We start from the raw sequence: 18,776 nt of genomic DNA, 5'->3' as shown, positions 1-18,776 counted from the left end.
GTTTGCCAATTGGTTGGCCGAGTAAATCTAGTGGATGCTCAATTGAAACCTACCACCAAGGCTCGTTGGGCTGCCAGTTGCTAATGATTAGTTACTGCAAACCCGGCACGAAGTTAGCGACAATGGTGACATCGTTAAAGTTACGGTAGCCGCGCACCATGATGTTGAATTCACCCGCTGGTTTGTTCAGTACACACTGTTCGTTGCTGCTGTTCTGGTATGGACGACAATCGTAGCTTGCTTTCGATACGGTACCATTATGTTTCACGTAAAGGTCGGCATCGCCACTACGAGGGCCTGCTAATGTCACCGTTAACTGACCTGCACTTTCAGTTGTAAATGTGAAGAACTGCTCTTCACCATACCCTGCAGTAAGTCCTTCAACAGGCACGTTATTTTGCAGCTCTTTAGGGCCTGAAACTGGCGAATCAAGGCTGGTTTCGACAAGGTAAGCAATGGCCAGTTTGGCGAACTTGGTCGCGTGTGTCGCTGTTGGATCGGAGTTCTCAAGCGTGTCGTGCTGAGTATGAATATTTGGGTTGTAATCATTGAACATGCTCTCGAATGGCATGGCGGCTGGGTAGCCAACATTGTGCCAAGAGGCGTGGTCAGAACAGGCATAGCCACAATCATCGAAACCGTAACTGATGTCACTAGCATAAGTGTCGATCAGCTCGCTCAGGTAGGCGGTGAGGTTACTGTCGGTATAGTCTGTGATGAAGGTGATATCGTGCGCCGAACCGTTGTAGTTGGTCATGTCTAATTGCAATACTGATACAACGTTTGCTTGCTCGTCTCTTAAAGCGTTAGCGACATCTTGTGAACCGCGCAGCCCTACTTCTTCTGCTGCATAGCCATAGAACTTAATGGTTTTGTCTGGTTGAATGCCACTGGCGATCATCAGGCGAAGCGACTCTGTTACCGTTGCAATGCCAGACGCATCATCATCGGCTCCCGGTGAGATGGTGCCTTCGCTTGTCCAAGATCCAACGGTCGAATCAAGGTGTCCACCAACAACGACGATCTCTTCAGGATATTTAGCGCCAAGCAGTGTCACTTCAACGGATTTTTGTGGATATTCGGCATGCGTGATCTGGCGTGCAGACGCATACGGCACATCCTTAATTTCTGTTTCCCAACGCTCTAAAAGCCAATCTGAAGCAGCGACACCAGTAGAAGTAGTATAAAAACGGTTGGTGAAGTTGGTTAGATTTTCAATGGTCGTGACCATGTTGTTCGGCTCGACCTGAGCGAGTAGGTCGTTCACTGTGTCTTGATGGCTGATCACCGGTTTTTCGAAGGTGCTCATTGTCAGTGGCATCGCTGCGGCTTTGAGTGCGCTTGCTTTGTCTTCGTGCACCATGTAGCCACCACAACGGTGGGTTTCTTCGTGCATGTGGCTGGATAGTTTCGCCAGCTCTTTCTGGTTGATTTTCGCGACGATGGAATGCTTGTTTCCAGTCACGCTTGGGTAAACTGTTGCGCCATGTTGAGTCATTATATGCTGTGCGTCAGCATCGGTGGTGATCCAAACTTCTTCGTTCGCTGGTGGTGTAATACCTAGGGATGCGTAAGCCGAAGTACTGGTGGTTAAGGCTAAAGAACCTCCGAGTACAGCCAAAGCTAGCATGCTTTTTTGAATAGCCATTTGTCGTCCTTTTTATGGTGAGTATTGTTGTGGTGATTGGTGTGAATTTTGTTTAGTGCGTGGATGTTTTTGTGTAGATGTTTCATTTTCTAAACAGATAACCGCGAAAAGGGCCCCTTTCGGAGCCCTGAATTTACTATCGATTATTGTGTTTTAATGAAACGGTAGTGCTTGGTTTCTGAACAGATATCGCTTGAGGTACACACTTGGTACTCAACATCTACTGTGCCGTTATGACGGAACTTGTCGACGTATGAGTTGAAGTCTGTAGCACCAACATTCTTGCCATTACGCTTAATCACGAAGTAGTCGTTGGTGTCGTAATCCCATGCCAGCTTAACGCGAGCTTTGCCATTCGGATTTTTGTTACCAAACTTCAGTTTTAATGGGAAGCCTTCCGCTGAGTCACCTTCAATCGTAATCGACTTGCTTGTTGATGTTGCAACGCCTGCATCGTCAGTCACGGTTAGAGTCACCACGTAGTCGCCAGCTTCAGCGTAGGTATAACGAGTCACTTCACCGGCTTGTGTGTTGCCATCGCCAAGGTTCCATTGGTAAGAGACGATCTGACCATCGCTGTCCGAACTTGTGCTGCGCAGTTCTACTTCTTTGCCGACAATGGTGTGTTCGAAAGAAGAGACTGGCGGTACGTTAGCGTTGCCTGATTCGTATGATGCTTTTAGGTTTGCACCTGCGTAATCTGAGTAACCCAGAATGTTCACCGTGTAGCGACCAGCTGTTGGGTTTTCAATTACACATACTTCATCGGTTACGCTTTCACTCTTACAGATATTCTCTTGAGAGCTTGGCGCATAATCTAGACCGACATACATATCCGGATCACCAGTAGACACAGCAAGATCAATCGTTAGCTTGTCTTGGCCTTCTGGTACTTCGATATCGAAGTAAGTTTTTGAGCCGGTTTCACCAGCAACCGCAGCTTCAACACCGTTTTCAAGGCGTTGATATTCCGGTTCTGGCGGCAGTGGTGGCTCTGCACAGGGGGCAACACCCACCAGACCGAACGCAGAAACAACATCATCGGCATTGTAGCCAAGGTCGGTTGCTGAGTTTTTCACGCCACAAGCACCTTGCCAGAAGTCACTGTTTTCCGACCAGTAGATTTGGTTGGATAACACGAAAAGCTCGAACGCTTTTTTGGTATCCCAACCTTGCGTGGTTGCAAGATGGTAGAAGGCCTTGTTAAACACACCAGAGCTGTAGTGCACATTCAAGCCATCGTAGTATTCAGATGCGTTGTTGATTGAAGAACCATCTCGTGATGGATCGTCCATGTAACGCAGAGCCCCGTCGCCTTTAAAGATATTACGGCCGACCATCCAGTCGTTGGTGCCTTTCATGTAATATTCTGCCGCTTCACCTGCCATATCAGAGAAAGCTTCGTTCATACCACCGGATTGGTTTGCGTAAACCAAACCTGAGTTTTGCTCAGTGAAACCGTGGCTCACTTCGTGCGCTGACACATCTAGACTTACAAGTGGGTAGAAGAAGCTTTCACCATCGCCGAATGTCATTGCTTTGCCGTCCCAGAATGCGTTCTCGTAGTTGTTACCGTAGTGAACACGCATCATGAGTTTGAAAGAGAGCGGCGCTGTGTCGAACCAGTTCTTATACATGTCGAACACGATGTTACCGAAGTAGTGCGCATCGTTGAGTGGAGAGAAGGCTCCATTCACTTCTTTATGCTCGTTACGAGGACATTCATAACTGTAAGTGGTGTCGCCGTCTGTCGCACCATTTAGGTCAACGGTGACAACATTTTCCGATTCCATCACACATTCTGTGCCATTTTCTACCACATCAAGGTAGTGGTAGTCGGTACCGTACTCGTACATGCCCGTTTTTTCGTTACCACCAGGGCCTGTACCTATCTGTGCGTGAGCAATACCTTCCCAACGGTCGATAACTTCGCCGGTGTGTGCGTCTAGCATGGTGAATGGTCGAGTCGGCTGTTCGCTACCTTCGACAAGATAAGAGACAACGTAGACAAGGCGTGTTTTGTCATGTCCTTGTTTTCCTGAACCTTGATAAATAAACAGTTCATGCTGGACGTTGTCTAAAGATTTGCTGGTTAAGCCCTGAACCTTGAGATCTTTACTCGCAAGCTCAACCGCTTGAGAGCTGTTGATCGATGGCTTAACAAAAGATCGCTCTAGGGTCGTCGTTTTAAGGTAGTTGCCTTGAACAGACTTAAGTGCGCCACCTTGTACACTTTGGGTGGCATTTAGGTAATGTCCCCATACTGGCGTTCCCCAGATGTTTTGTTGGATCTTAACTTTGTAGATGCCACGCTTTTTGAGGTTAACTTCCTTTACCATCTTAAAGCTAGAGGCGTTACTGACACCTAACTGAGTGTTCAACCCAGAAAAGCTAGTAAAGTTGATCGGTTGATCGATGCTAACTGATTCACTTGCATGTACTGATAAAGACATAGCACTGGCTATAGCAACGGCAACTAAACGCTTTTTCATTTTCATTGTTATTTTCTCTTTCCATGTAAAATCCATGAAAACGTAACAAAATTTTCACAACGAATTTACATCATTCGATCTGATTAATTAGTAGCATGGCAATGATCTCTTTTATTCATGAAACTTATATCTTGCACATTTACAGCTAGTAATCATTTCTGTTTATTTTTGAACCAATTTACCTTTTTCATTTATAAAATGGTGACACTTTTATTAAGTATTAATTTTTCAAGAGAATTAAGTTTTTTGCGTAAATTGAACTGTGCCGCAATTTACGTGCGATGGGTTGATAGAAGGATCAACGATTTGGGGAGTTCAGTTTAAGCGGAAGGTAATTAAGCGAATTTAAGGGCCATTTTGATAAGAAATTGAAGGTTTTTGAGCTTATTTTCTGAATTGTTAGTTACAAGATAGTTAGCTAAATGGGGCTTTATTTGGCACAGAGCACAAAAACGGCTGGATGAAAAAAGCCAGTGACGAGGTCACTGGCTTAGATGAACTTCGTTTGTACTAGCTAGCGTGTAAAGGCATACAAGCTTTAGCAAATTACTGCTTTTTAACGAGCTATTGTTTTTTACGAATTATTGCTTCTTACCGCCAACTTGAACGTAGTCGATACCGATAATACGGTTGATGATACCTAGCACAGAGCTTGTATCAGAGTTTGTTGAACGAATAGTATCAACCGTTGCACCTTCAGGTACTAATTCCATTGCACGATCTTGTGTGTTACCAGGAACTTGGAAACCAACAATGTTGAAGCTCTCAGCGTGCGCTGTGTAAACTTCTTCGTTGTGGCTGATACCTGAACAACCTGCTAGAGAAACAATGCCTAAAACAACTAATAACTTTTTCATAAAAATACCCTAAGAATGATTGGAATCGAGATGGCAAGCCACAAAGGCAGTGTCGTGATTATCTAGATTCAATAAGTTCATGGGAGACAGCATCTCCCGACCGATGTTGAACATTATTCCAGAGGTGTTTTGTAGTTACTGTAAGGGTTTGTCAGCTGAACCATTACATAGCTGAATGGTTATGGTGAATACCGCACCCTTTAAGGCTTGGCTCTGACCAATTTCCACGGTTGCGTTGTGTTGAGCGCAGATCTTCTCGACGATAGACAGCCCTAAACCATGGCCGCTCTTGGCTTTGTTACGCGCTTTGTCGCCAACGTAAAACGGTTCAAACAGGCGAGCCTGATGTTCTTGAGCCACACCATCACCGTCATCATGTACCGCAATCTGCAGTTGTTCTTGATGCACGCTGGCTTCAATCAACACTTGAGAGCGTGCGAATTTCATGGCGTTACGTACAAGGTTATCTAGGGCGCGGTTCAGCAGTATTTCATCCGCCAGTATTGAGCTAGGCTGCTCTGGCAGTGATAGGCCGATGTTAAGTTGCGTATCCTTGTTCCAACGCGTCATTGCGTGGTCGAGAAGGTCTCTTATGTCCAATGGTTGTTGTAGATTTTCGAGGTCACAGCTATCCAGTTTGGCGTAACACAATAGCTCATCAACCATTTTCTCCATCTCTTCCGTATCTTCGACAATGCTTTCTACGGTGTCTTGCTGAGATTCGTTGAGTGGCGTGTCTTTGAGCATTTCAGCTTGCCACTGAATACGAAATATTGGCGTGCGCAGTTCATGAGCGACCGCATTGGTGAGTGAGCGATTGCTCTCAATTAAGCGGTGAATGCGGTCTGCCATTAGGTTAAAGGATTTGTTGAGTGAGCCAATTGCGATGCCACTAGAGGTCTCGGCTCGCGCAGAAAGGTCGCCTTCTGCAAAGGCGAGAGTCGCAGCTTCAAGTTTCTTAACTCGGCGGAAGATAATAAATAGGTGACATAAACCGTACAAGATAAAGCTTGCTAAAAAGAACAACCAAATGAGGTCATCCTCCAATTCTATCTTTTGCCTAACGAACGCTTCACTGTTGGGTAGATAATGATAGGTATTGTCGCTGCTTGCTAAGCGAAACCAAAGGTCACGTTCATCATCGTGAAAGATAAAGGTATTTGGGTTGGTAGAGAAGAACTCTGAAACTGGGCTTGGTATTTCATCTTTTGGGTTGAACGTCACCAGTTTATTGCGAGTGGTTTCGACAAACTGGTTCATTGCTTGTTGAGCCGCTTCAAGGCCTTGATTCTTAGCGATGTTCTCTATCAGTTGCTGGTGGGCTGTCGCTTCGTAATCTTGTAGTACATATTCGTAGTCGGTATTGAGCTGATAGACACAGATCTCGTAGGCGACAAGGCCGGTCATAAAGCAAACTAACAGCCCTAACAAGGACTCCAAATAGATACGTCGCATAATCGATCTCTTTCATTACGCTCGTTTAGAGCGAAGTTAATGCCAGGCGGTTGAAACAAATAAATAGCCTTTACCGCGAATGGTCTGAATTTTTTCTGCTGGTGTGTGGTCGTCGCCCAGTATTTTTCTTAGACGCACGACTTTGTTGTCTATCGTCCGATCGATCCCGTCGTACTCAATGCCACGTAGTGTTTGCGTCAAATAGTCACGTGATAACGGCGTATCAGGGTTGCTCGCTAACAACCAAAGTAGGTCAAATTCACTGTCGGTGAGTGACAAAACTGCACCTGAAAGTTCACACTTCTTATAGGTGTTTTTCAGAACGAGTTGATCAAACTGAAGGTTTTCTGAGTCATCGACTGAAGCAGTGTTGGCGTCTTGGCGGCGTAATAGCGAACGAACTCTGGCCAGCAGAACTCTTGGTTTGATTGGCTTGGTGACATAGTCATCAGCCCCTGTCTCTAAACCAGCGACGTGATCAAAGTCGTCATCGCTAGCGGTGAGCATCAAGATTTTACCTTTATAGTGCGTACGCGTCTGTCGGCAGATTGTAAGCCCATCAGTTACAGGAAGCATCAAATCCAATAGCACGATGTCAGGTTGCTCCGCGAGGATGGTCTGTGCGGCATCGCTGCCATCGTCCAATACGGTGACATCAAAATCTTGCGCGACAAAGTAGTCTTGCAGCATTTTCTGAAGTTTCAAATCGTCTTCCACGATGATCATTTTAGGTTTTGTCATTCCATTATCAGCCTTGTCGTGCGTTTCATTTATTGAGATTACGTGAGGGAGCCTTACCTAGTGGTTAGCTATTGTGGCATCTCCAATTTGCATGCTTTACGTAAAATACCTGAGGTGAATGATTAAACACTTTCCACGCCAGTTCAATGATGATTTTGAATTTGTGCGAAAATAAAAAACAATGTTCAAAAAGACATACACTCTCATACATTCGCACGACAGATGTTTTCTTCTTTAAATAATAGAATTTTCCCATCAAGCATTTTTGGGAATTACCATATGAATAGCTATAGAAAAACGTTATTGGCATTACCTTTGATTCTTTTAGCTGGCTGTAACTCAAGCTCTAATTCGGGTAAAGCGGCGACTAAAGCGCAAGTGAAACCTAAGGCGGATTATGTATTCTCATCAGTGAAATTAGGCAAGTTGTATCAAGAGCGAGAAGAACTTCAAGAGTCAATGAAGCTTGATTACGATGGTGTGCAGTATGAAACAATTCAGTTTGCTGAAGAGATCAGTGATGACCAAAAGGTGGTTAGGCTAGCAAGTCGCTTAGGTCAGAGTGTTGATCTGTATCTCCCTGATGCAGGTGTCGATGACTGCGGTATTTACAGCGAAGGCAATTACTATGATTCGTTTGATTGTGGTACGGCTCAACGTTCAATTGGCAATGATACGACGTTAATCCAAACAAAAACGAATGGTAGAAAGCTTGCCGTTAAGCTTGAGTACCAAAATGAGTTGTCGCAATACGTAACGAGCCTAGGTTCGACGATTCTAAGTAAATCCAAAAATGGTAATAAAGTCACCATCACTACATCGTTTGCCTTCAATGGTTTTTACCGAGATGCATTTAACATGACTGGTGCCGTTGAGCGTATAACCTCAACTCTAGGCGCATCAACCTATTCTCAGCTTTTTGATATCGTGAAGTTATACCGAGGCAGTGAGATGATGTTGAAGTTCACTAACCATATCGGTGGCAGTGCTGATGACGAAATCAACATGTACACCGGGCGTATGATCAATAACAACAAGATGACGACGGTTGTGACTCCAACGGGTTCGGTTTTCTCGGGAGGTACGGATTTATTCGCTGCTGGCAACCCACGCATATTGCAACGCGCGGATACCACCAAAGCCATTGAGCTGAATAAACAGGTGGGTGTGCATAGTTGGGCTGAGGGTGATAAAACGGCCAAAGAATTCCCATACACCAATGAGAGTCATCGTCAGCAAGCGACCTATTTTCAAAAGGTGATGGGAGAGAAAGGGATCGATTTCTATATCTTCACTTTAGATTCTGCACCTGCTGCTGGTGAGCACTGGATGACCAAAGCAGACTCTGATAAGTACGGTTTTATTACGCGTATTGAGTAGTTAAAGAAAGTAGCAATAACGACTCCGCAAAGGTTGGTGATGGCTCTGTCATTACCGGCCTTTTTTGTACCTGTTGTTTCTACATTGGTTCCGGATTGTTAGGCTAATGGTTCCATCGCTCGAATTGGAATTTTTCTATCGGTAGAATTCATTGATGAGGTTGTCACATCGGAATGGTGAATAAATTCTTCATTTAACACTCATGTAACAATTAATTCCCGCAGATCGCGTGATAAGAATGTGTAATCACGGCACTTTTTTGTCGATAGAATTTATTATCCGCAGCCTTACTCGCTGATAGGTTTCTATAATCTAACGATGTAAGGAGCATGTGAATGACTAATAAGGACGATCATTTATGCAGTTACTGGCAGGCACTCTGACACACTACGCTAACCCTCAAGCACGCCCTGAATTGGAATACTCGAGTGAGCAGCGTGACATTTTAAGTGTTGCGAACTCTCAACAAGCGATTAAAGATATTTCTCAATGGCCTGGCTACTCTGTTACTCCTTTGCATGAGCTGAATGCAATCTCTGCTGAGATCGGCGTAAACAAGTTTTGGTACAAAGATGAATCGCAGCGTTTTGGCCTAAAGAGTTTTAAAGCACTGGGCGGCGCGTATGCCGTTGCTCGTCAGCTTCAGATTGAGATCGCTAATCGCTATGGGAAGAACCCGACCATCAGTGAGCTGCTCAACGGGCAGTGGAAATCGGAAGTTGCTGAAATCGTTGTCAGCTGTGCGACAGACGGAAACCATGGTCGCTCCGTCGCATGGGGCGCACAAATGTTTGGTTGTGGTTGTGTTATCTACATTCACCGTGACGTATCGGAAGGCCGCAAGCAAGCGATGGAAGCGTTCGGTGCAGAAGTGGTACGCATTACCGGTAACTACGATGAATCTGTTCGTTTGGCCGACTCAGAAGCTAAAGCGCAAAATCGCGTGATTGTTTCGGACACCTCTTACGAAGGCTACATGGAAATCCCTAAAGACGTTGCTTTGGGCTACACCGTGATGTTGGCTGAAATTGTCGAGCAACTTGATGGTGACATCCCAACCCATGTCTTTGTACAAGGGGGAGTAGGTGGTCTAGCTTCAGCAGTTTGCGGCTACTTCTGGGATCTGTGGGGCGCCGATCGTCCACGCTTTGTAATTGTCGAACCTGAGCAGGCTAACTGCTTACAGAAGAGTGCTCAAGCTGGAAAACCTATCGTGGTTACGGGCGACTTAGAAACGTTGATGGCAGGGCTCGCATGTGGTGAAGTTTCAAGCTTGGCGTGGACGATTCTACAAAACGGCGCGGATGATTTCATGACGTTGAGTGAAGAAGCTATTCCGCAAGCGATGCGTATGTTGGCGAGTGGCGAGCAAACGGAAGTGGCGATTGAAGGCGGGGAATCTGCCGTTCCTGGATTTGCTGCGGCGATCATCGCTAAGCAAGATTCCCAATACGCTGAAAAACTGAATTTGACTCAAGATAGCCGAGTGCTAGTGATTGGTACTGAAGGGGCAACTGACCCGGATCTCTATCAACAGATCATCGACAATAAAATCTAATAACTAGAAGTACATAGTTAGCAGTTAGCTGTTAAGAGCTAATCGCGAACAACGAATAATAAAGTAAGCCCCAAAGTTGGCGGTATGTAAGGTTTCTTCATACCGTCTTTTTTCCTCTATTTTTGACTTTATCTCACGACACGCCTTGCTTTCTAATTTCGCTAGTCATCAATCGATCTGGTCATCAATCTCGCTGCTCATCAATTGGAATTGTCAGCCCTACCTTAACGTTATCCATCACCACATTGGTTTGAAAGCTCTTGATATTGGCATTATCAAAGAAGGCTTCACGAGTAAAATTGTCGTAACCCTCCATATCCGCTGCCGTAACAATCATGATGAAATCTGAACTGCCGGTGACGTAATAGCATTGCTGTACTGAGCGGTTCGAACTCATCTCTTTTTTGAAGTTGTGCATTAAATCCACACGTTCACGCTCTAGCGTTACCTGAACGATAAACGTCATTCCGTGTCCGACTGCTTTTGGGTTGATAACAGAGACATCAGCTTGAATGACACCTTGCGCTCTCATGCGTTTTAAACGGCGCTGAACAGCAGCAGGAGAGAGCCCGACCTTTTCTGCAATCTTGTCTGAAGTAGCTCTGTTTGAGTCTTGTACGATGTTGAGGATCTTCTTGTCGAAACTGTCGACCACCAATGCAGGTTGCTGTGTCATACCCATACTTCCCAATATCTGTTTGTAAATTAATTGTTTCTTTTGAACCAGTGTGTGATCGAGTTAAAGGTATTTAGCCTTAACATTTAGACCTCGATGAGCGAGAACAAAAAACCACTATAACGCAGAAAAAATGCGGAATTTCTGCACAACAAGGTCACCATTTAATGATAATCCTTAAAGTTATCGGTGCATTATTAATCTTGTGAACAAAATGTAAAGATCAAATCGACAGAGTTTGAAAATTATATGAAACATGTTGTTAACATCCTTTGGGCGGTGTTAACTCTCGCTCAAGGAGTTGGAAAGTATGAAATCTGCAACCGCTACTTTACAGTTTGAATTAGAAAAATTGGCACCAGCAGGACGCGTCGGTGTGATTGCGTTAGCGACAGATTTCAATATTGAGCGTGATTTAAACGCGCTGTATCCAAACGATGTGCAATCGTTCACCAGCCGCCTAAGAAACTACAACCCGTTGACGATAGAGAACCTGCGTAAGATGGAACCGGGAATCGCTGCTTGTGCCGATACCATCCTACCGGGTACTGAATTGGATGTGGTGATCTACGCTTGTACCTCTGGCACTGTGGCGATTGGCAGCGAACGCATTACGCAGCTTATTCATCAGTCTCGCCCAAACGCTGCGGTAACGAATCCGGTGATCGCTGCCTTAGCGGCTTTCGACAGCTTTAAAGCGAAGCGTATCTCGGTATTAACGCCTTATACCGAAGCCGTAAATCAAGACGTGGCGGCATTTTTTGAGTCGCAAGGCATTGAGGTGTTGAGCATCGCAGGCTTTGGTTTTGAAGATGACACCGCGATGACGTTCATTTCTCCAATGGACATCAAACACGCCGCACTACAAGTCTGTGACCCTGACGCTGATCTTCTGTTTATCTCTTGCACGGCATTGCGCGCAGCATCGGTGATTGAATCCATTGAAGTGGAATTAGATAAACCCGTTGTCAGCAGCAATCAGGTATTGGCTTGGCACTCGCTTCAGTTGATGAATTACCCCATACCCATTAAAGGCTTTGGTGCACTGCTAGCGCACCATCTTCAGCCATCCTCAGATAATTTCCGAAGGTCGCAGTCGTTGTAACGACCTTTGATTAAGGCTGCTCGCTTTGCGTTTACATTCAGTAGCCAAGCTAACTCCATATTTAACGTTAATACAAAGAATGACACTTTGGGAACACTACTATGCCGTGTACTTTTTCGATAAAACCAGACCAACTGTCTTCACAGCTTATCCAGAACATGACGGAATGGCGTCAACATTTACACCGATTTCCTGAATGTGGTTTTGATGTGAATCTGACCTCCGATTTTATCGCCGACAAGTTACACAGCTTTGGTATCGAAGTGGTGCGTAACATCGGTAAAACAGGATTAGTAGGGATACTTCGTTCTGGATCAAGTGAGGCGAGTATTGGCTTAAGAGCTGACATGGATGCTTTGCACATTCATGAACAAAACAGCTTTGCGCATTGCTCACAACACGATGGAAAGATGCACGCTTGTGGTCACGATGGACACTCTGCAATGTTGCTTGGCGCAGCAAGCTATTTAGCCGAAAACTTATTGTCAGGGAACTCAACCTTCGATGGCACGGTGTATTTCATTTTTCAACCTGATGAAGAGCATGGTTGCGGCGCGCAAGCGATGATTGATGATGGCTTGTTTGAGCGATTCTCGATTGATGAAGTGTATGGCGTTCACAACTTCCCCGGCTTAGCGGAAGGTGAATTGATGGTTCGCCCCGGCTCGCTAATGGCCAGTGAAAGCAGTTTTGAAATCACCATCAATGGTGTGGGTGGACATGCTGCTCTGCCGCATCAAGGGGTCGATCCTCTCGTCGTTGGTTCGCAAGTGATTCTTGGTTTGCAAACCATCGTGTCTCGCAATCTAAGTGCGATCCACGACACCGCTGTGGTCTCTGCGACTGAATTTATTACCGATGGCACGGTTAACGTCATCCCGACTCAAGTGGTCATTAAAGGCGATTGTCGCTGCTTTACTGAAGCCTCTCTCGATCGAATCAAACAAAGTATGGAGCGAATCGTGGCGGGCATTTGTCAGGCAGCTGGCGCGACTTACGACTTCGAGTTTATCAATACCTTCTACCCAACCATCAACAGCGAGCAACAAACCCAGTATTCGGTTACCGCCGCGCAAAAGGTACTTGGTGTTGAGAACGTTAATGACGCCTGCGACCCACTAACAATTTCGGAAGATTTCTCAAGCATGTTGCGTGTTAAACCGGGCTGTTATGTGCTGTTGGGTAATGGTACGGAATCGGTCGGTGGTTGCGCATTGCATAACCCGAAATACGACTTTAATGACGGCATCTTAAAGCTCGGTGCGAGTTACTGGATTCAGTTGGTGAACGATCGTTTAACAAGATCAATTTAGACACACTTATTTAGAAACAATGAATTAGAAGCAACTCAATGAGAAGTAACAATTCAATGAGAAGCAATAAGTAAAGAAACAGATTCAGCAGTGACGGATTTGGCACTGCAAGATGGCTGACTTTAAACGGAGTTTATTGTCGACACAGCCAAAACTGAAGCGCGTGAAGTGACCAAGGTCATCAGCGTGTAATTAGGATAATAAAAAGGAAAGACAGGATGAAACGATTAGGCGTAGCACTGCTAAGTTTGAGCATGGTTTTTGGCGTTCATGCCGAAACATGGAAGTTTGCTTCAGAAGAGGACAAAACAGACGTTCAAGACATCTATGCGCAAAAATTTGCGGAAGTGATTAAGAAGGAGTCTGATGGCGACATTCGTGTTCGCATCTATTACTACGGTCAACTGGGTACAGAAAACGACATCGTAGAACTGGCTGCTAAAGGCACGATTCAATTTGTGTCGGTAGGCGCGGGTCACTTAGGGTCTTACGTTCCTGAAGTACAAGCGGTGAGCTTACCGTATGTTCTGGGTACTAACGAAGCGATCACGCATAAGGTCTTAACGGAAAGCCCAACTATCTACAACAAGCTGGCACCTAAATTTGAGAGCGTAAACTTAAAGCTGTTGTCGATGATGTCTGAAGGCGAAATGGTTTGGGGCGGCAATAAACCTATCCGTACACCTGAAGATTTTGCTAACCAGAAAATCCGTACTTTCACTTCAACCATTCCTGTTGAAACCTACAAAGCGTTTGGTGCAACACCTACTCCTCTTTCTTGGGGTGAAGTGTACGGTTCACTGCAACTTAAGACCATCGATAGCATGGTTAACCCGATCTACTTCATCTACAACGCGAAGTGGCATGAGGTTCAAGATTACCTAATGTTCCCAGGTCAGCAACCTTATGTGAGCACGGTTTCGACCAACAGCAAGTGGTACAACGGCCTGTCGGAAGAGAAGCAAGCGATGGTCGACAAAGCGATCACCGCGGCAGACCAAGCGGCTTACGACTACCAAATCCGTATCAACAAAGAAAACATGGACAAGATCTTGAAAGAGCGTCCAAACATGCAGGTGGTTGTGTTAACCGAGGAAGAGCGTGAGCGCTTCAAGGTACTCAGCCAAAAGCTGCACACGACTTACTATGACGTGGTAGCAAATGCGTATCCTTCTGGTGAGCAAAGTGAAGCGCGTGAGGGTGCGAAAACCATTCTCGAAGAAATCCTAGATGAAGTGAAGGCTGCTTCAGCGACGCAATAGAAAGCGTTGTTAGGATGAATGCTATCCGCTGTGTATTTGCAGCGGGTAGCTTATCCCCACCTTCTCCAAATTGTGGCAATGGACCCCTGTCACTGAACGAAGTATGGAGCACTGCCTGTTATGAAAGAACTGCTACATAAAATAAGCGTCGCGACAGAAAAGCTAGAACGCTTTTTAATCATGACCGCCATTCTCGCGATGATGATCAATTCCACGGCCAATGCGATTGGTCGCTATGCCTTTAACAAAAGCCTGTTTTTCTCAGAAGAACTCAATCAGTTTTTGATTGTCTCTGTCACCTTTATTGGCTTTGCTTACGCGGTGCGCCAAGGTCGAAATATTCGTATGACCGCGGTCTACGATTCATTGAGCACTAAAGCTCAGAAAGTTCTCACAACCATCATTGCGCTACTCACCGCCATGTTGATGTTTTACCTCACCTACCATGCGTTCTTCTACGTCAAAGAGCTCAAAGATATCAATCGATTAAGTCCAGCTCTACAGTTCCCGGTTTATTGGGTATACGCGATCATTCCGATTGGATTTTTCATCGCAGGATTGCAATACAGCATGAGTTTCTTGATGAACTTACTGCACAAAGAGATCTACGTGTCATTTGACGTGATTGAAAACAGAAACACAAAAGTAGGTGAGTTCGAATGAGCGATGTTGCACAGTTTTTCTCGGACATTATTGCCGGCGAATTAGATATTTATGTCATCACATTTACTCTTGTTTCTGTGATGGTGATTTTGCTGTTTTTAAGCTTCCCGATGATTGTACCGTTAGCGGTTGGGGCCTTAATTGGCTTGATTCATTTCTCTCAGGTTGAGCCGGGAGTGCTGATTCAGCAGATGGTCACGGGCATTTCGCCGAACGCATTGATTGCGGTACCCATGTTTATCTTAGCAGCCGATATCATGACGCGCGGCCACACAGCCTATAACTTACTTGGCCTGATTCAAGCGTTTGTCGGACATCTGCGTGGTGGCTTGCCGATTACGACGTGTATCAGCTGTACTTTATTTGGTTCTGTTTCCGGTTCGACCCAAGCGACCGTGGTGTCGGTTGGCCAAATCATGCGTCCGAAGTTGCTGCAATCCGGCTACAAAGACAGCTTTGTGATGGCGCTGATCATCAATGCCAGTGACATCGCGTTCCTCATTCCACCGAGTATTGGTCTGATTCTTTACGGCACCTTAGCTAACGCCAGTGTGGGTGAATTATTCATTGCCGGTATTGGCCCAGGTTTAGTGCTCGCGAGCCTGTTCTCGTTATACAGCTATGCCTATAGCGTAAAACACAGCGACACCATCACTTTGGTTGAAAAAGCCAACACCGCAGAACGCATTGAAGCGATCAAGAAAGCGATTCTTCCTCTTGGTTTCCCTGCTTTGATTATCGGTGGAATTTATTCGGGCATTGTCACGCCAACCGAGGCGGCTTCATTCGCTGTGCTGTATGCGATCATCGTTGAGTGCATTTTTTATCGAAAACTTGGCGTGAAAGACATCTGTGATGCGGCGTTAAATACCGGCTTGATTACCGCGGTTGTCTTTGTGCTGGTGGGTGTTGGTCAGGCGTTCTCTTGGTACATCTCGTTTGAACAAATTCCTCAAGAGTTGTTGGCTCCCCTCAATCTAGAAGATGCTTCGCCTGAATTCATTCTGTTTGTTATCGCACTGACTTTCTTTGTCGGTTGTATGTTTGTGGATTCATTGGTGGTTCTGCTTATCTTGACGCCGATTTTCATGCCGATTGTGGATGCAGCGGGCATCGACCCAATCTTGGTCGGCGTGATGGTGACGCTACAAATGGCGATTGGGTCGGCCACGCCGCCATTTGGTTGTGACATCTTTACCGCGATAGCGATTTTCGAGCGTCCTTATATGGAAGTGATCCGCGGAACATTACCGTTTTTCCTTATCTTGATATTGATGTCTGCGTTGCTGATTTTCTTCCCAAGTATCGCTCTGTTACCAAGAGACATTTTATTCAATTAATCCGTCGAGTTACCCTTATTCAATCAAGGATAGAGATATGAGTATATTGCCGTTAACACCTCCGAAGAGAGGGTTTGAATCAGCAGAACTAGAGCAACGTACTGTCGAGTTGCAACAACGTCTTCGCGCACAAAACATCGATGCTGCGTTTTTCACGACCGAGCCTGAATTCCGTTATTTCAGTGGTTTTAAATCGCAGTTTTGGGAAAGCCCAACTCGACCTTGGTTTTTGGTGGTGCCAGCGGTTGGTAAGCCAATCGCTGTTGTACCAGAGATCGGTGTGGCTGGCTTTGACGATACATGGATTGAAGATGTGCGCAGTTGGCCGTCACCAAGGCCAGAAGATGACGGTATCTCTTTATTAGCTTCTACGTTATCTGAAGTCTCCAAGGGTTTTCGCAGAATCGGTTCGATGATTGGCCCGGAAACACATCTGCGTATGCCTGCCACTAACTATGCGTTGTTACAGCAGAAGCTGAGTCAACACAGTGTGGTTGATGTATCGCTGATGGTTCGCGATCTTCGCAGTGTTAAATCTCAAGCGGAGATCGATAAAGTACGCTTCGCTTGCCAAGTCACGGCTGCGGGCTTTGAGTATCTTCGTCATCATCTCGCGATAGGGATGACAGAACGACAGGCGTGTAAAGCCATGCATTTGGAGATGCTGCGTTTAGGTGCCGATGCTTGCCCTTATCTGATTTCGGCATCCGGCCAAGGTGGCTATGACAACATCATCATGGGGCCAACCGATCGTGTGCTCTCTGAAGGGGATGTTTTGATCATAGACTCGGGGGCTAACTTTGATGGCTATTTCAGTGATTTTGACCGTAACTATGCGTTTGGGCATGCGCAGCCAGATACAATAGCGGCTTATGACGCGGTATATCAGTCGACAGAAGCGGGACTCGCGATTGCAGAGCCGGGACGAACAACCGGAGACGTGTGGCAAGCCATGTGGTCGGTGCTCGAAAAGAACGGTGCACTCGGCAACGATGTGGGTCGCATGGGGCATGGTCTGGGTATGCAGCTAACCGAGTGGCCATCACATGTCCCTAACGGTGATGTGATCTTAAAACCCGGTATGGTGTTAACGCTTGAGCCGGGTATGGCATTTGCGAAGAACCGCATGATGGTGCACGAGGAAAATATCGTTATCACAGAGTCTGGCTGCGAGATGCTGCACCAAAGAGCATGGCAATCGATGCCGATTATTGGCTAGTCAATCATTGAACCTAGTTTCTAGATCTAGTCTTAGCTTCATTATCTGGCTCTGAAATTGAGCCGTCATCAAGTAGAGCATCCATTCGTTACATGGTGCTCTGCTTTTCATTCTATGTTCCCCATTCTGCTACTCCGATTATTACGTTTAAGTTGTCTCAAACGACGTTTAACTCTTCTTATGCGATTCTCTTCCTTTGTTTAAATCTTGTGCTTATTGAGCAAAAACATTTGACCAATAACTATCACACCTCAAATCTTTAATTGATTTCATTAGTACCCTAAATGATATTTAACTGATTGTTTTAAAATAACTTATTGTGCTTTGAATGCTGTATTGTTACGAGTTTGTTTTAAATAATCATTTGAACCCTAACTACTTTTCTGGCATTTTATAATTAATTGAACGTTCAATATAAAATAGAAGGACTAAGAAATGCCCAAGGTTGGGATGCCTGACATACGTAAACCACAGCTTGTTCAAGCGACCATGACGGTGATTGATCGAGTCGGTTTGCATGCCGCGAGTATTGCGTTGATCAGCAAAGAAGCGGGAGTCTCCACTGGCATTATTAATCACTATTTTGGTGGAAAGCATGGGCTGCTCGAAGAGACTATGCGAGAAATACTGCGTCAACTTTCGAATACCGTAACAACAGAATTAAAAGCGCTCCCTGCTGATGCTCACCAGCAAAGGATCAACGCTATCATCAACGGTAATTTCGAAGGTTATCAAGCGGAAAATAAAGTGTCGAAAACATGGCTCGCATTCTGGTCTTATTCGATGCATGACGCTCAACTCAAGCGTCTTCAGCGCGTGAATGAAAAGCGTTTGATTTCTCACTTACTTATTGAATTAAAATCGATTTTTCAACCTGATCAAGCAGAATTGATCGCACACGGCATCGCATCATTAATTGATGGGATCTGGCTGAGAGGGACGCTCAATCCTGAAGGCATTAACGCTGATAAAGCTCGTGCAATCATCAATGACTACTTAGACAAGCAGCTTACGTTTTACTCGTGTCAGCGCGATTAATGATTCATCAAAAATTCTAGTGAGTGAGC

General features: G+C 45.5%; 15 protein-coding genes. 9 read left to right on the top strand and 6 right to left on the bottom strand.

Annotation, left to right across the window (positions count from 1 at the left end):
• Nucleotides 1-91: 91 nt before the first annotated feature.
• The 5 genes from OW495_RS05765 to OW495_RS05745 form a co-directional block, all read right to left on the bottom strand.
• Entirely contained in the window at nt 92-1,648 is a 1,557-nt protein-coding gene (locus OW495_RS05765; RefSeq protein ID WP_102512921.1) for a M28 family metallopeptidase, read from the bottom strand.
• 143 nt (nt 1,649-1,791) lie between these two features.
• Nucleotides 1,792-4,146, bottom strand: a complete 2,355-nt coding sequence (locus OW495_RS05760; RefSeq protein WP_102512920.1) for a M4 family metallopeptidase — start codon at nt 4,144-4,146, stop codon at nt 1,792-1,794.
• Nucleotides 4,147-4,721: 575 nt separating this feature from the next.
• On the bottom strand, nt 4,722-4,997 hold the full coding sequence (locus tag OW495_RS05755; protein ID WP_017065177.1) for a hypothetical protein: 276 nt from the start codon (nt 4,995-4,997) through the stop codon (nt 4,722-4,724).
• Nucleotides 4,998-5,132: 135 nt separating this feature from the next.
• A complete protein-coding gene (locus tag OW495_RS05750) occupies nt 5,133-6,452 on the bottom strand; it encodes an ATP-binding protein (protein ID WP_289885534.1) in 1,320 nt (439 codons plus the stop codon).
• 36 nt (nt 6,453-6,488) lie between these two features.
• Nucleotides 6,489-7,193, bottom strand: coding sequence for a response regulator (locus OW495_RS05745; RefSeq protein ID WP_017105425.1), 705 nt, complete (start codon nt 7,191-7,193; stop codon nt 6,489-6,491).
• Between the two features lie 279 nt (nt 7,194-7,472).
• Between OW495_RS05745 and OW495_RS05740 the strand changes: the two genes are divergently transcribed.
• Nucleotides 7,473-8,573 carry an alpha/beta hydrolase gene (locus OW495_RS05740; RefSeq protein WP_289885533.1) on the top strand — a complete coding sequence of 367 codons (1,101 nt, stop codon included), beginning with the start codon at nt 7,473-7,475 and terminating at the stop codon, nt 8,571-8,573.
• A 358-nt stretch (nt 8,574-8,931) separates the two neighbouring features.
• Nucleotides 8,932-10,131 (top strand): diaminopropionate ammonia-lyase, encoded by a 1,200-nt coding sequence (locus OW495_RS05735; protein WP_289885532.1) that lies wholly within the window; start codon nt 8,932-8,934, stop codon nt 10,129-10,131.
• Nucleotides 10,132-10,315: 184 nt separating this feature from the next.
• Here OW495_RS05735 and OW495_RS05730 read toward each other — a convergent pair whose 3' ends face one another.
• A complete protein-coding gene (locus OW495_RS05730; RefSeq protein WP_004732456.1) occupies nt 10,316-10,807 on the bottom strand; it encodes an Lrp/AsnC family transcriptional regulator in 492 nt (163 codons plus the stop codon).
• Nucleotides 10,808-11,117: 310 nt separating this feature from the next.
• Here OW495_RS05730 and OW495_RS05725 point away from each other — a divergent pair, with 310 nt between their 5' ends.
• The 7 genes from OW495_RS05725 (at nt 11,118) to betI (ending at nt 18,747) form a co-directional block, all read left to right on the top strand.
• Nucleotides 11,118-11,912, top strand: coding sequence for an Asp/Glu racemase (locus OW495_RS05725; protein WP_289885531.1), 795 nt, complete (start codon nt 11,118-11,120; stop codon nt 11,910-11,912).
• A 101-nt stretch (nt 11,913-12,013) separates the two neighbouring features.
• On the top strand, nt 12,014-13,225 hold the full coding sequence (locus OW495_RS05720; protein WP_289885530.1) for a M20 aminoacylase family protein: 1,212 nt from the start codon (nt 12,014-12,016) through the stop codon (nt 13,223-13,225).
• A gap of 218 nt (nt 13,226-13,443) precedes the next feature.
• On the top strand, nt 13,444-14,487 hold the full coding sequence (dctP, locus tag OW495_RS05715) for a TRAP transporter substrate-binding protein DctP (protein WP_017105430.1): 1,044 nt from the start codon (nt 13,444-13,446) through the stop codon (nt 14,485-14,487).
• A 120-nt stretch (nt 14,488-14,607) separates the two neighbouring features.
• Entirely contained in the window at nt 14,608-15,150 is a 543-nt protein-coding gene (locus tag OW495_RS05710; protein WP_017111213.1) for a TRAP transporter small permease, read from the top strand.
• A complete protein-coding gene (locus OW495_RS05705; RefSeq protein ID WP_289885529.1) occupies nt 15,147-16,490 on the top strand; it encodes a TRAP transporter large permease in 1,344 nt (447 codons plus the stop codon). The genes OW495_RS05710 and OW495_RS05705 overlap by 4 nt, the downstream gene beginning before the upstream one ends.
• Before the next feature lie 37 nt (nt 16,491-16,527).
• On the top strand, nt 16,528-17,709 hold the full coding sequence (locus OW495_RS05700) for a Xaa-Pro peptidase family protein (RefSeq protein ID WP_289885528.1): 1,182 nt from the start codon (nt 16,528-16,530) through the stop codon (nt 17,707-17,709).
• A gap of 435 nt (nt 17,710-18,144) precedes the next feature.
• Nucleotides 18,145-18,747, top strand: coding sequence for a transcriptional regulator BetI (gene betI / locus OW495_RS05695; RefSeq protein ID WP_012600068.1), 603 nt, complete (start codon nt 18,145-18,147; stop codon nt 18,745-18,747).
• Nucleotides 18,748-18,776 lie beyond the last annotated feature (29 nt).

The organism is Vibrio sp. 14N.309.X.WAT.E.F5, from assembly GCF_030397615.1.
GTDB lineage: Bacteria > Pseudomonadota > Gammaproteobacteria > Enterobacterales > Vibrionaceae > Vibrio > Vibrio lentus.
This window is presented reverse-complemented; position numbering and strand designations above follow the sequence as displayed.